This window comes from Buttiauxella sp. BIGb0552 (assembly GCF_004366275.1).
Lineage (GTDB): Bacteria > Pseudomonadota > Gammaproteobacteria > Enterobacterales > Enterobacteriaceae > Buttiauxella > Buttiauxella gaviniae.
In genome coordinates this window covers 538,869-553,170 of sequence record NZ_SODY01000001.1, presented here as the reverse complement: position 1 = coordinate 553,170, position 14,302 = coordinate 538,869, and the positions used below count along the sequence as shown (strand labels likewise).

General features: G+C 53.5%; 10 protein-coding genes. 9 read left to right on the top strand and 1 reads right to left on the bottom strand.

All coding sequences use genetic code 11. The annotated features are described in order from the left end of the window. The first annotated feature begins 42 nt into the window (after positions 1–42). From atzF to EDF88_RS02565, 9 genes are all read left to right on the top strand, one after another. Positions 43–1,839 (top strand): allophanate hydrolase, encoded by a 1,797-nt coding sequence (atzF, locus tag EDF88_RS02605; RefSeq protein WP_134182698.1) that lies wholly within the window; start codon positions 43–45, stop codon positions 1,837–1,839. Between the two features lie 10 nt (positions 1,840–1,849). After that, entirely contained in the window at positions 1,850–5,470 is a 3,621-nt protein-coding gene (gene uca, locus EDF88_RS02600; RefSeq protein ID WP_134182696.1) for an urea carboxylase, read from the top strand. Next, the gene (locus tag EDF88_RS02595) at positions 5,467–6,147 is read left to right on the top strand and encodes a GntR family transcriptional regulator (RefSeq protein ID WP_134182694.1); all 681 of its coding nucleotides are present in this window, start codon (positions 5,467–5,469) and stop codon (positions 6,145–6,147) included. The genes uca and EDF88_RS02595 overlap by 4 nt, the downstream gene beginning before the upstream one ends. Before the next feature lie 28 nt (positions 6,148–6,175). Next, positions 6,176–7,447, top strand: coding sequence for an urea ABC transporter substrate-binding protein (gene urtA, locus EDF88_RS02590; protein WP_064518784.1), 1,272 nt, complete (start codon positions 6,176–6,178; stop codon positions 7,445–7,447). Between the two features lie 104 nt (positions 7,448–7,551). Then, a complete protein-coding gene (urtB, locus tag EDF88_RS02585) occupies positions 7,552–9,117 on the top strand; it encodes an urea ABC transporter permease subunit UrtB (protein ID WP_134182692.1) in 1,566 nt (521 codons plus the stop codon). Further along, entirely contained in the window at positions 9,117–10,190 is a 1,074-nt protein-coding gene (gene urtC, locus EDF88_RS02580) for an urea ABC transporter permease subunit UrtC (RefSeq protein WP_064518786.1), read from the top strand. The genes urtB and urtC overlap by 1 nt, the downstream gene beginning before the upstream one ends. Further along, positions 10,190–10,987 carry an urea ABC transporter ATP-binding protein UrtD gene (urtD, locus tag EDF88_RS02575; protein ID WP_064518787.1) on the top strand — a complete coding sequence of 266 codons (798 nt, stop codon included), beginning with the start codon at positions 10,190–10,192 and terminating at the stop codon, positions 10,985–10,987. The genes urtC and urtD overlap by 1 nt, the downstream gene beginning before the upstream one ends. A 1-nt stretch (position 10,988) precedes the next feature. Beyond that, on the top strand, positions 10,989–11,687 hold the full coding sequence (gene urtE / locus EDF88_RS02570; RefSeq protein WP_134182690.1) for an urea ABC transporter ATP-binding subunit UrtE: 699 nt from the start codon (positions 10,989–10,991) through the stop codon (positions 11,685–11,687). A gap of 103 nt (positions 11,688–11,790) precedes the next feature. Beyond that, positions 11,791–12,960, top strand: a complete 1,170-nt coding sequence (locus EDF88_RS02565) for a GNAT family N-acetyltransferase (protein WP_243839568.1) — start codon at positions 11,791–11,793, stop codon at positions 12,958–12,960. Positions 12,961–13,000: 40 nt separating this feature from the next. Here EDF88_RS02565 and ydeE read toward each other — a convergent pair whose 3' ends face one another. Beyond that, positions 13,001–14,203 (bottom strand): efflux MFS transporter YdeE, encoded by a 1,203-nt coding sequence (gene ydeE, locus EDF88_RS02560; RefSeq protein ID WP_134183242.1) that lies wholly within the window; start codon positions 14,201–14,203, stop codon positions 13,001–13,003. Between the last annotated feature and the right edge of the window lie 99 nt (positions 14,204–14,302).

The following is a 14,302-nucleotide window of genomic DNA, read 5'->3' as shown; positions in this document are numbered from 1 at the left end:
CTTTATTCATCTCATCTTGTATACCAGATGGGATTCCAGTTTATGTCAGTAGCGACTTTGTCTGAATGGGTAGCCAGTTACCGCCAGCATCCGCAACAACTTGTGGCGGCATATCAGCAATTAGATGCAGATTTATCCCGTGATGATAACGCCTGGATATATATTGCGACGCATGACGAAATCTATGCGCAATTAACCACAATTTTTCAGGCGATTAATTCTGGTGAAAAACAAGCGACCGATTTTCCTTTATTAGGCGTTCCTTTTGCGGCGAAAGATAATATTGATGTCACCGGAATGCCCACCAGCGCCGCATGTCCTGCTTTTACCTATACACCAGAAAAAGATGCAACGGTAATCGCTCGTCTGAAAGCGGCTGGTGCAATTGTGGTAGGTAAAACTAACCTCGATCAGTTCGCGACCGGGTTAGTTGGCACACGCTCACCATTTGGTGCGGTGAAAAATACCTTTAACCCGGAATATGTCAGCGGTGGCTCAAGCTCTGGCTCCGCATCGGTGGTGGCGCGTGGACTGGTGTGCTTCTCGCTGGGAACCGATACCGCAGGCTCCGGGCGCGTCCCGGCCGGGTTTAACAATATTGTTGGCCTGAAACCCACCAAAGGCTGGATTTCTACCACAGGCGTCGTCCCTGCATGTCGCCTGAATGACTGTGTTTCGGTGTTCGCGCTAACCGTTGAAGATGCACAAACCGTAGCCGCCGTTGCTGGTGGTTACGATCCACAAGATCCGTACTCCCGTTCAAACCCGCAAACTGCACCGGCACGCTTTAGTGAAAAACTCCGTTTTGCCATTCCCGACCGTCTTGAATTTTTCGGTGACACCTTAAGCGAAAACGCATTCGCCAAAACCTTGCTGCGTTTGCAGCAGCAGGGCGCGGAACTGGTGCCGATTGATTTCACGGCCTTTAACCAGTTGGCCGAGCAGCTTTATTACGGCGCGTGGGTGGCAGAGCGCACCGTGGCGGTTGGCGAGATTTTTAAAAACAAGCCTGAAGCGATGGACCCCACCGTGCGCGGTATTGTGGCAAACGGTCTGAATTACACGGCTTGCGATGCCTGGCAGGCGGAATACACCCGTGCTGAGCTGGCGCAAAAAATTAACGCACAGCTCAGCGAGTTTGACGCGCTGGTGGTGCCAACGTCACCGACCATTCATACCCTTGCTGAAATGGCGCAAGAACCGGTGCGCTACAACTCGCAATTTGGCACTTACACCAACTTTACGAACCTGGCTGACCTTTGTGCTTTAGCACTGCCGGGTGATTTCCGCGCCGATGGAATCCCTGCCGGGATAACGCTTATCGCACCCGCATGGCATGACCAGGCGTTGAGTCACTTCGGGAACAGCTGGCAGCAGGCATTGAATTTGCCATTAGGCGCCACCGATAAAACGCTGCCTGCGAGTAATGCCGAAAAACCATCAGCCAATCACGTTCGCGTTGCTGTCGTGGGCGCACATCTGCGCGGAATGCCGCTCAACCACCAGCTCACCACCCGTAATGCGGTGTTTATCGAAGAATCCTTTACTGCCGCCAATTACCGCCTTTACGCGCTGGCTAATACTCAGCCGCCGAAACCGGGCCTTGCACGCAGTTCCGAAGGGCAACCGATTGCAGTTGAGCTGTGGGATATCCCGCTGGCGCGCTTTGGCGAGTTTGTGGCGGAAATCCCGGCTCCACTGGGGATCGGCACATTGACGCTTGAAGATGGTCGCAACGTGAAAGGGTTTATCTGCGAACCCGCAGTACTCTCAGATGCCACGGATATCACCGCGTGGGGCGGCTGGAAAGCCTGGCTTGCCCGCCACCATAGCGCTTAAGGAGACGACAATGTTTAGCTCTGTATTGATAGCTAACCGCGGTGAAATTGCCGTTCGGGCAATTAAAACGCTCAAAAAAATGGGTATCGGCAGTGTTGCTGTTTACTCCGACCCTGATGCTAACGCGCAGCATGTGATTGATGCCGATGTGGCGATTGCGCTCGGTGGCGAAAAAGCAGCGGACAGTTACCTCGATATTGAGAAGATCGTTGCCGCTGCTAAAGCGAGCGGTGCGCAGGCGATATTCCCGGGCTACGGTTTTTTATCGGAACGCGCGGAGTTTGCCCAGGCCTGTGCTGATAACGGGCTGGTGTTCATCGGCCCAACCGCCGAACAAATTCGGGATTTCGGCCTGAAACACCGCGCTCGTGAACTGGCTTTTAAAGCTGATGTGCCGATGACACCGGGAACGGGCTTGTTGCTGACCCTGAAAGAAGCGCAGCTGGCGGCGGCTGAAATTGGCTACCCGGTGATGCTGAAAACCACCGCAGGTGGCGGGGGAATTGGTCTTACACGTTGCGAGGATGAAGCGAGCCTGATTGATGCCTGGTCGAGCGTAAAACGTATGGGCCAGCAGTTTTTCAGCGATGATGGCGTGTTTATCGAGCGCTTTGTCGACCGTGCGCGCCATCTTGAAGTGCAGATTTTTGGCGATGGCAAAGGCAAGGTGGTCGCGCTGGGCGAACGTGATTGTTCGTTGCAACGTCGCAACCAGAAAGTGGTGGAAGAAACCCCGGCACCCAACTTGCCGCAAGCCACGCGTGAAGCGATTCATGCCGCAGCCGTGGCACTCGGTGAATCAGTTAATTACCGCAGCGCCGGCACCGTGGAATTTATCTACGACGCCGCCCGTGATGCGTTCTATTTCCTCGAAGTGAACACCCGTTTGCAGGTCGAGCATCCGGTCACCGAAATGGTCACCGGGCTGGATCTTATCGAATGCATGATTAACGTCGCCGCAGGCGTCATGCTTGACTGGCAGCGTTTAGCGCAGCCGCCAAAAGGGGCCGCCATCGAAGTGCGTATTTACGCCGAAGATGCGCTGAAAAACTTCCAGCCAAGTCCTGGCGTGTTGACTGACGTTTACTTCCCGCAGGATGTGCGGGTCGATGGTTGGGTCAGTACCGGCAGTGAAGTCAGTGCGTTTTACGATCCGATGATCGCCAAAGTGATCGTTTACGGTGGCGATCGTCAGCAGGCGTTAAGTAAACTGAACACGGCACTTGCCGCCACGCGTTTACACGGTATTGCGACCAACCTCGATTACCTGCGTCAAATTGTGCAACTGGCGGAATTTAAAGCTGGAGTGATGTGGACCCGCCTGCTGGATGACGTGGTTTACCAGGCTCATGCCATTGAAGTGCTGGAACCCGGCACCTGGAGCAGCGTGCAGGACAGTCCTGGCCGCCTGGGTTACTGGGATATTGGCGTGCCGCCGTCCGGCCCAATGGATGATTTTGCGTTCCGTCTTGCCAACCGCATTGTTGGCAACCATCCGTCTGCCGCAGGTCTTGAATTTACCTTGCAGGGGCCGACGCTGCGTTTCCATAGCGCCGCAACTATCGCGTTAACCGGTGCAGATTGCCCAGCAACGCTTGATGACGAAGAAGTCCCATATTGGCAGCCGGTGATCGTCAAGGCGGGGCAGACGTTAAAACTGGGGCGTGCAACCTCGGGTTGTCGCACTTATCTGGCGGTACGCAATGGTTTCGACGTGCCGGTTTATCTCGGCAGCCGTTCTACATTTGCCCTCGGGCAGTTCGGCGGTCATGCCGGGCGCACTTTGCGCGTGGCAGATGTGCTGGCGATTTCCCAACCGTGCTTACCGGCGTGCACCACGCCTGCGCCGATTTCACTGCCGCAAACGCCGGAACCGGCAGTTATCCCGCAATACAGCGATGTCTGGGAAATTGGCGTGTTGTACGGGCCGCATGGTGCACCTGATTTCTTCACCCCTGAATCCATGCAGACGTTCTTTGAAGCCGAGTGGCAGGTTCACTACAACTCAAACCGCCTCGGCGTGCGTTTGGTCGGCCCTAAACCTGAATGGACGCGGGCTGATGGTGGCGAAGCGGGGCTTCATCCTTCCAACGTTCATGATTGTGAATACGCGATTGGCGCGGTGAACTTTACCGGCGACTTCCCGGTGATCCTGACGCGTGATGGCCCAAGTCTGGGCGGGTTTGTCTGCCCGGTGACCATTGCCAAAGCAGAACTGTGGAAAGTCGGGCAGGTGAAGCCGGGCGACCGCATTCGTTTCCACGCGATCACCTTTGAACATGCGCAGTCGCTGGAAATTGCACAAGATGTGGCAGTTACTAATTTGCTACATGTGTTAAATCTGCCGGATTTGCACCCGTCGATTACACCGACCACCACCTCAAGTGCGGCAATTCTCGCAGAACTGGATGCTCAGAGTGATTTACCTGCCGTGGTTTACCGCCAGGCGGGCGACAACTATGTGCTGATCGAATACGGCGACAACGTGCTGGATCTGGCGCTGCGCCTGCGTATTTATCTGCTGATGAAAGCCATCAAACAGGCCGGAGTTTCCGGTATTGAAGAGCTTTCGCCGGGTGTGCGTTCGCTGCAAGTGCGTTATGACAGCCAGCATATTTCCCAGTCGCAATTACTGACTTTACTGCTGGGTCTGGAAAAACAGCTGGGCGATGTCACGAAACTCAAAATTCCGTCGCGTATTGTGCATCTGCCGATGGCCTTTGAAGACAGCGCCACGCTTGCGGCGGTTGAACGTTACAAAGAAACCGTGCGCGCCGAAGCGCCATGGCTGCCCAATAACGTCGATTTCATTCAGCGCACCAATGGCCTGGCGCACCGTGACGAAGTACGGGACATCATCTTTAACGCCAGTTATTTGATTCTGGGATTGGGGGATGTATATCTCGGCGCCCCTTGCGCGGTGCCACTCGACCCGCGCCATCGCCTGCTTAGCTCGAAATATAACCCGGCCCGCACCTGGACTGCCGAAGGCACCGTCGGTATTGGCGGTATGTATATGTGCATCTACGGAATGGATTCGCCGGGTGGCTACCAGTTGGTTGGGCGTACGTTGCCAATCTGGAACAAATTCCTTAAGAACGAACAGTTTGGTGATGAGCCATGGCTGCTGAAGTTCTTCGACCAGGTGCGTTTCTATCCGGTCAGCGAAGACGAACTGACTGAATTTCGTAGCGCCTTCCGTGAAGGACGTGCCGAGGTGCGTGTTGAACAGGTCGAGTTCGATTTTGCCGCTTACACCACCTTTCTTGCCGACAACGCCGACGACATTGCTGATTTCCGCTCGCGCCAACAGCGTGCGTTTGTCAGTGAAGTGGCGCACTGGAAGGAGCAGGAAAGTGCTGCGGTCGAGAGCGCGATGCTTGCGCAAGAAGAGTTGGTTGAAGATCAGCCAGGTCAGCTGGTGAGCGCGGATCTCAACGGCAATATCTGGAAGATCCTTGTGGAGCCAGGACAGGCTGTGAAGCAGGGCGAGCCGTTGATCGTGGTGGAAGCCATGAAAATGGAGCTGATGGTGAGCGCACCTTGCGATGGCACCGTTATTCGTATCAGTTGCCAGCAGGGTCGCCAGGTAGGGCCGGGTGATGCATTGCTGTGGCTGGATGCGGTGTGAATAAGAAACCCGAAGGCATCGCCGAGCGTATCTACCGCTTGTTGAAGCAGGAAATTTTTGATTTCCAGTTGCTGCCCGGCGATAGGTTTAGTGAGAACGACATTGCGGTGCGCATGGCCGCGAGCCGAACTCCGGTGCGCCAGGCATTGTATGCCCTTGAGCAAGAAGGGTATGTCGAGGTACAGCCACGCAGCGGTTGGCAGATAAAAGCGGTGGATTTCGATCATCTGGAGTCGCTCTACGATCTGCGCATTGTACTGGAGCTCGAAGCCGTAAAACGTCTGTGTATGTTGCCCACAGAGGTGCGTCCGCTGCCGCTTCAGGCGCTGAAACAGTTCTGGATTGATGCGCCACAACTGGCCGATGGTGCTGAAGTTGCCAGCCACGACGAGGTGTTCCATATGACGCTGGTTGAGGCCACAGGAAACCCGGAAATGGCGCGGGTCCATCGCGAAATCACCGAAAAAATTCGTATTGTGCGGCGACTGGATTTCACCAAACGTCCGCGCGTAAGTGCCACATATCTCGAGCATGGACAGATTTTGCTCGCCATTTTGAACCGTCAACTTCAGGAGGCGCAGACCCGCTTACACGACCATATAGCCGCAAGTCAGAAAGAGGTCCGTCAAATTACTCTCCATATGCTTCATCAGGCGAAGCATGGGGTTATTCGCTAATTCGGGTTAAATCTGGGGTATACACACTATGCAACGTCGCACCTTCATTAAAGCTTTCGCGCTCTCCGCATCGGTAGTCAGCATGGGGCTGGCCTTCAGCGCACAAGCTGCCGACACCATCAAAGTGGGCATCATGCACTCGCTGTCCGGCACTATGGCTATCTCTGAAACGCCGCTCAAAGATGTGGCGCTGATGACCATCGCTGACATTAACGCCAAAGGCGGCGTACTGGGTAAACAGCTTGAACCGGTGGTGGTTGATCCGGCGTCAAACTGGCCGCTGTTCGCTGAAAAAGCGCGCCAACTGTTAAGCCAGGATAAAGCGGCGGTGGTGTTTGGTTGTTGGACATCGGTATCGCGCAAATCTGTGTTGCCGGTATTTGAAGAGCTGAACGGGCTGCTGTTCTACCCGGTGCAGTACGAAGGTGAAGAGATGTCGCCAAACGTGTTCTACACGGGGGCTGCACCTAATCAGCAGGCAATTCCGGCAGTGGAATACCTGATGAGCGAAGATGGCGGAGCGGCGAAACGCTACTTCCTGCTGGGCACCGATTACGTTTATCCGCGCACCACCAACAAGATTCTGCGCGCTTTCCTGCATTCCAAAGGCGTGCAGGATAAAGACATCGAAGAAGTTTATACCCCGTTTGGCTATAGCGATTACCAGACCATTGTTTCCAACATCAAGAAATTCTCCGCAGGCGGCAAAACCGCGGTTATCTCCACCATTAATGGTGACTCCAACGTGCCGTTCTACAAAGAACTCGCCAACCAAGGCCTGAAAGCAACCGATGTGCCGGTGGTGGCGTTCTCGGTCGGTGAAGAAGAGTTGCGCGGGATTGACACTAAACCACTGGTCGGCAACTTGGCGGCGTGGAACTACTTTGAATCGGTTGATAACCCAACCAACAAAGCGTTTGTCGCCGAATGGAAAGCGTACGCCAAAGCCCACAAACTGCCGAATGCTGACACCGTTGTCACCAACGACCCGATGGAAGCAACCTACGTTGGCATCCATATGTGGGCACAGGCGGTGGAAAAAGCCGGAACTACGGATGTGGACAAAGTACGCGCGGCGATGGCAGGGCAAACCTACAAAGCGCCGTCTGGCTTTACGCTCACCATGGACGCCACCAACCACCATCTGCATAAGCCGGTGATGATTGGTGAAATTGAAGGCAACGGCCAGTTCAACGTGGTGTGGCAGACCGATGCACCAGTACGCGCTCAGCCGTGGAGCCCGTTCATTGCAGGCAACGATAAGAAGTCTGAAGAGCCTGTGAAAATGGCGAGTAACTAAAGTAAAACCTGCGTCGGATGACGCTAGCGCTTATCCGACGCAGGTTTGGATTTTGTTGGGGGGATAAGCGCAGCGTCATCGACCAAAAATTCCAGGAGACGCCCATGAAATATGTACGCTGGCTGTTAATCATGGTCTGGCTGCTGCCGTGCTTCGCCCGCGCCGGAGATGCCGAAGATTTTGCCGCGGCGAACCGCACGCAACAGGCGAAACTGCTGCAAACCTGGGCGGCGGCACCGGATGCAAAACGTTTACCGCTATTAAGTGCCCTCGGGGCTGAAAGTCTGGTGGTTGACGAACAACATCATGCTTTTGTGCAAAACAGTTCCACACTCACACCGTTGGGTGATGCAAAAGCGCCAACGGGTGAGGTTAAAAAAGTCCGGCTGACTAATCGTTTACGCATTCTTGCGGGCAGTGCACTCGCCAGTCATCGACTAATAAGTGACAATGTCACTGAACGTATGCAAGCGGCAAAGACCCTGCAACGCGATGCGCAGCCTGATTTGCTGCCACTGTTACAACAAAGACTTAAAGCCGAAACAAACGAAGATGTTCGCAGCGAGCTTGAGGGTGTTGTGGCACAACTACAACTCACCAGCAGCGACGCAAAAGTGCGCCTGAATGCGGTGGAGTTACTTAGCCATTCTGCTGACCCCGATACGCAAGCATTACTCAAACCGCTGAGTGATGCGCAGACCGAACCCGATGCGCAGGTGCGCAAAGCCGCCAATGAAGGACTGCAAAAAATTCAGCACCGTTTAATGCTGGGCGACATCCTCGGCCAGGCATTTATGGGGATCTCGCTGGGTTCCATTTTGCTGCTGGCCGCCCTGGGGCTTGCGATCACCTACGGTTTGCTGGGCGTGATTAATATGGCACACGGCGAAATGTTGATGTTGGGAGCTTACTCCGCGTGGCTGGTGCAAAGCGTATTTCAGCATTATGCGCCATCATTGCTGACGTTTTACCCGATTGTCGCCTTGCCCGTCGCCTTTGCTATCACCGCTGGAATCGGTATGGCGCTGGAGCGTACGGTGATTCGCCATTTGTACGGTCGCCCGCTGGAAACATTGTTGGCGACATGGGGCATCAGCCTGATGCTTATCCAAATTGTGCGCATGGTGTTTGGTGCGCAAAACATGGAGGTCGCTAACCCTTCGTGGTTGTCTGGTGGCATACAAGTGCTGCCGAACCTGATTTTGCCGTGGAACCGCCTCGTTGTGATTGGCTTTGTGATGCTGGTATTGCTGTTTACCTGGTTGCTGCTGAACAAAACTCGTCTTGGCATGAATGTGCGAGCCGTGACGCAAAACCGTGCCATGGCCGCCTGCTGCGGCGTGCCAACCGGACGTGTGGATATGCTGGCGTTTGGGCTGGGTTCAGGCATTGCAGGTCTTGGCGGCGTAGCGCTCTCGCAGCTTGGCAATGTCGGCCCCGAGCTGGGACAAGGCTACATTATCGACTCCTTCCTTGTGGTGGTACTCGGCGGTGTGGGCCAACTGGCGGGAACCGTGGCTGCGGCATTCGGTCTTGGTATCTTCAATAAAATCCTCGAACCGCAAATTGGCGCGGTGCTAGGCAAAATCCTCATCCTGGTGCTGATTATTCTGTTTATCCAGAAACGCCCGCAAGGTCTGTTCGCCCTGAAAGGGAGGGTTATTGACTAATGAGCCAGCCGCTAACGTTAACACTCACCCGCAAAGCGCCACGCATTTCTCTGGTACTGGGTTCACTGATTGTGGTGCTGATGCTGACATTGCCGTTTTTAACGCTGTTGCCAGCCAGCCATCCACTGAGCCTTTCGACTTACACGCTGACGCTGGTCGGCAAAATCCTCTGTTATGCCACGGTAGCCGTTGCGCTGGATTTGGTGTGGGGCTACGCCGGACTGTTGTCTCTTGGACACGGCATTTTCTTTGCCCTTGGCGGCTACGCGATGGGAATGTATCTGATGCGCCAGGCCGCAGGCGACGGGCTGCCCGCGTTTATGTCGTTCCTTTCCTGGGATCAACTGCCGTGGTTCTGGTGGGGAACCCAGCATTTTGCCTGGGCGCTGGCCCTGATTGTATTGGTACCAGGTCTATTGGCGCTGGTGTTTGGCTTCTTTGCCTTTCGCTCAAAAATCAAAGGCGTCTATTTCTCGATAATGACCCAGGCGCTGACCTACGCCGGAATGCTGCTGTTCTTTCGTAATGAAACTGGCTTTGGCGGTAATAACGGTTTCACCGGTTTCACCACTATTTTAGGCATGCAAATTACCGCCACGAGCACGCGCATCGGGTTGTTTATCGCCACGGTTTTATTACTGCTGGCAAGCCTTGGGATAGGTTTTGCACTCGCGCGCAGTAAGTTTGGCCGTGTGCTGACAGCGGTACGCGATGCAGAAAACCGCCTGGTATTCTGCGGTTACGACCCTAAAGGATTCAAGCTGCTGGTGTGGACCTTATCTGCGGTACTTTGCGGGTTGGCAGGGGCATTGTATGTGCCGCAGGTTGGCATCATCAACCCTGGCGAAATGTCGCCAACCAACTCTATCGAAGCCGCTATTTGGGTGGCGTTGGGTGGACGCGGTACGTTGATTGGCCCAATCCTTGGCGCAGGGCTGGTTAACGGGGCGAAAAGCTATTTCACCATGGCGGTGCCGGAATACTGGCAGCTGTTCCTTGGGCTGATTTTTATCGTCGTAACCCTGTTTTTACCGCGTGGCGTGATCGGCTTGCTGCGTAAGGGAGAAAAATAATGCTACCAGGAGAACCGCTATTTACTCGGCAGTACGAGGCAGACCGATTCCGCGATCAAACCGATCCGGTGCTGATGCTGGAAAACATTAATGTCAGTTTTGACGGTTTTAAGGCACTGACCGATCTTTCACTCAATATTGGCGTTGGCGAATTGCGCTGCGTGATTGGCCCTAATGGTGCCGGGAAAACGACATTGATGGATGTGATTACCGGGAAAACCAAACCGCAAAGCGGGCGAGCTTTTTACGATCAATCGACCGATTTACTGCGTTTAGAACCGGCGGATATCGCGCAACGTGGTATCGGACGTAAATTCCAGAAGCCGACGGTTTTCGAGGCCCTGACGGTGTTTGAAAACCTGGAGATTGCGCAGAAAACAGATAAATCGGTGTGGGCGAGCCTGCGGGCGAAACTCAACTCTGAACAACGGGATCGCATTGACGAAATGCTGGTGACGCTGCGACTTGGCGCGGAACGCCATCGTAAAGCCGGGCTGCTTTCCCACGGGCAAAAACAGTTTCTCGAAATCGGCATGCTACTCGTGCAGGAGCCGCATTTGCTGCTGCTTGATGAACCCGCAGCAGGCATGACGGATGCCGAAACCGAGTATACCGCCGAGCTTTTTCGCGGGCTGGCAGGTAAGCATTCGCTGATGGTGGTGGAACATGATATGGGCTTTGTGGAAACCATTGCCGATCACGTTACGGTACTGCATCAGGGCCAGGTGCTGGCAGAAGGATCGCTTCGTGAAGTGCAGGCCAACGAGCAGGTGATTGAAGTGTATCTGGGGAGATGAAATGTTACAGGTCAACGATCTAAACCAATACTACGGTGGCAGTCATATTTTGCGCGGCGTCTCGTTTGAAGCAAAAATTGGTGAAGTCACCTGCCTGCTGGGGCGCAATGGGGTGGGGAAAAGTACGCTGTTGAAATGCCTGATGGGGCTGATCCCGGCAAAATCAGGCAGCGTAAATTGGCAGCAGAACAACATCACCAGCCGTAAACCGCACCAGCGTGTGCAGGCGGGAATTGCCTATGTGCCGCAAGGGCGCGAAATATTCCCGCGTCTGACGGTGGAGGAAAACCTGCTGATGGGGCTTTCACGCTTTGCAGGGCGAGATGCAAGGCAGGTACCGGAAGAAATTTACCAGCTTTTCCCTGTGCTTAAAGAGATGAAACAACGGCGCGGTGGCGATCTCTCGGGTGGCCAACAGCAGCAGCTGGCAATAGGTCGTGCGCTGGCATGTAAACCACAGTTATTGATTCTGGACGAACCAACAGAGGGGATTCAGCCATCGGTAATTAAGGAGATCGGTCAGGTTATTGGCAGCCTTGCCGCCAAAGGTGATATGGCTATTTTGCTGGTGGAACAGTTTTATGATTTTGCCGCGCAGCTTGCCGATAACTATTTGGTGATGTCGCGTGGCTCGATTATCCAGCGTGGCAAGGGTACCAATATGGAAACAGATGGGGTCAGGGGGCTGGTGGCGATTTAGATATTATGGTCTGGTTTATCACAAAAGTTATGGCTCTGTTTGTTATGCCATAACTTGTTTATATTCAGGTAACTTATCATTATTGCGCCCGTGGAGGCCTGAATTGACTATAAATGAACATCAACAACCGGTTGGCCATGCACTTCCTGACTGGCAGCCTTGCCCGCGCCCACAGCGTGTGGTGTTGGAAGGGCGTTACTGCCGCCTTGAACCGCTGGCACCTTCTCATACCGCTTCACTTTGGGCTGCGTGGAATACGGCAAAAGACAACAGCGGCTGGACGTATTTGAGTGTTGGCCCCTTTGCGGGGCTTCAGCAATTTGCCGATTTCATAGCGACTGCGGCGCAAAGCCATGATCCCATGCATTACGCAGTAGTTGATACCCAAAGCGGCGACGCGCTGGGCACTCTGTCTCTAATGCGCATCGACCCGGCAAATGGTGTGATAGAAGTCGGTTTCGTTATGTACTCTCCATTATTACAGCGCACCGTTCAGGCAACCGAAGCTCAATACCTGTTAATGAAATACGCCTTTGAGCTGGGTTACCGTCGTTATGAGTGGAAGTGTGACAGCCTGAATGGCCCATCGCGCCATGCGGCTATTCGCCTGGGCTTCCGTTATGAAGGTCTATTCCGCCAGGCCGTAGTGTATAAACAGCGCACTCGAGATACTGCGTGGTTTTCAATTCTCGATAGCGAATGGCCGCAAATTCAGCAGGCGTTTGAAGTGTGGCTAAGTGTTGAAAATATGGCTGGCGGTGTGCAGAAGCAGGGGCTGGCAAGGATTCGTGCAAATCTGATGAGCAATCGCCCAATCCATGCCACGCATGCGGTGCAGGTGCGCGCTCTGGTTCAAAGCGATTACACACACTGGGCTGCGTTATGGCAGGGATATCTCACGTTTTACAACTCACAAATTAGTGACGTTGTCACGAAATTAACATGGCAGCGAATGCTTGATGCCATCGAGCCTATGTATGCGCTCGGCGCGTTCGATGAGCAGGGTAAAATGGTTGGTATTGTGCATATGGTTTATCACCGTGGCACCTGGTCGGCTGAGGATCATTGCTATCTTGAAGATCTGTTTACCGCGCCAGATTCGCGTGGCAAAGGGGTTGGCCGGGCACTGATTGAAGGTGTTTATCAGCATGCGCAATCGAAAGGTTGCGGTCGAGTGTATTGGCATACTCATGAAACCAATGCGGCAGGCCAGGCGTTATACGACAAGTTGGCGGATAAGCCTGGGTTTATTCAGTATCGCAAAAATTTATAGCCAGTTATTTCGGGTGGATTAGCGAAGCGACATCCACCATTTAATTGAGTGCCAACTGCGGTTTCACCGCCATTCCTTTCACAATCATCAGATAGGCCAGTGCAATTGCCACCATCAGCGCTACGAATAACATTGATGGCGGGAACCACGTCAGCATCAAGCCGGTGAACAGTGGAGTACATGCACCGCCTAACCAACCTAACTGCTGCGCCGAAAAGTAGCTCGCTTTAAGCCCTTCAGGTGCAATGTTATCAACCAACATATATTCACCTGGCGCAAAGATTAGCTCACCGAGTGTAAACACTGCCGCAGAAACTCCCCATAACAGCAGGTTATCGCCTGAAATCATAAAACCTGCCAGACCCACTATGAAAAACAGCGTACCGTAGCCCATCAGTTTTTTGATGTTGTCCGGGCGAATGCGTTTGCCGACCATATACTGGAAAACTACCACCACAAAAGCATTCACCGGCAGTACCACTCCCACCACTTTTTGCGCCAAATCTGAATCAGAAATAGCAATCGCGTATTGCGATAAACAGGCAGCAAAAGAGCCAAACACCAGCGAACCAAGAAATGCGGACAAGGTGAAATACATCAATGCCTTGTCTTTAAGCATCTGACGCGGGGAAAGTACTACCCCATCGGTAGAACGTGAAGGAGCAACCGGTACACTGTGCACATAGCGGCTAATCACGATAAACGGGATTATTGCAGTTAGGGCTGAAAGCCAAAATGGCAGGTTGGTGCTGTAGAGCACCGCCAGCGTGCCAATTGGTGGGCCGACCGTCCAGCCGATATTGGCGAAGGTGTAATTAAGCGAGAATATTTTCGGCTTTTGATGAATTTCTAACGTGTCAGAAAAATACCCTTTCAGCACCGTGGCAAATACCGAATACGCGCAGTTTATGAGCGAATAGAACACCACCACCAGAACGGCGCTATTTACCAACGGAATAGCGATAAAGCCGCCGAGGAAAATCACTATCGACAACAGCATGTATATTTTCTTGTCGAATTTATCCGCGAGAATGCCAAACCACAGGCTAAATACCACACCCGCCGTTAGCGCGATAGTCAGCGCCATACCAATTTCGCTTAACGGCATGCCGTACTGCCGGGAAAGATAAATGGTCATAAATGGCAGTGTCAGACCGCGCCCTACAGTGAGTAGTAGCGAAGAGAGCAGTAAAACGCTGATGGAGAGTTGCTTACCAGAAAAACGCGCCGCTAAAGAAACCATTTTGTTGTGTGTTTTTAGTATGTTCACGAAGATGTGTTTCACATTTAGCATGAAGAATCGGCAAAGTATAGATGGCGTTTATCATGGAATGCTTTCTGT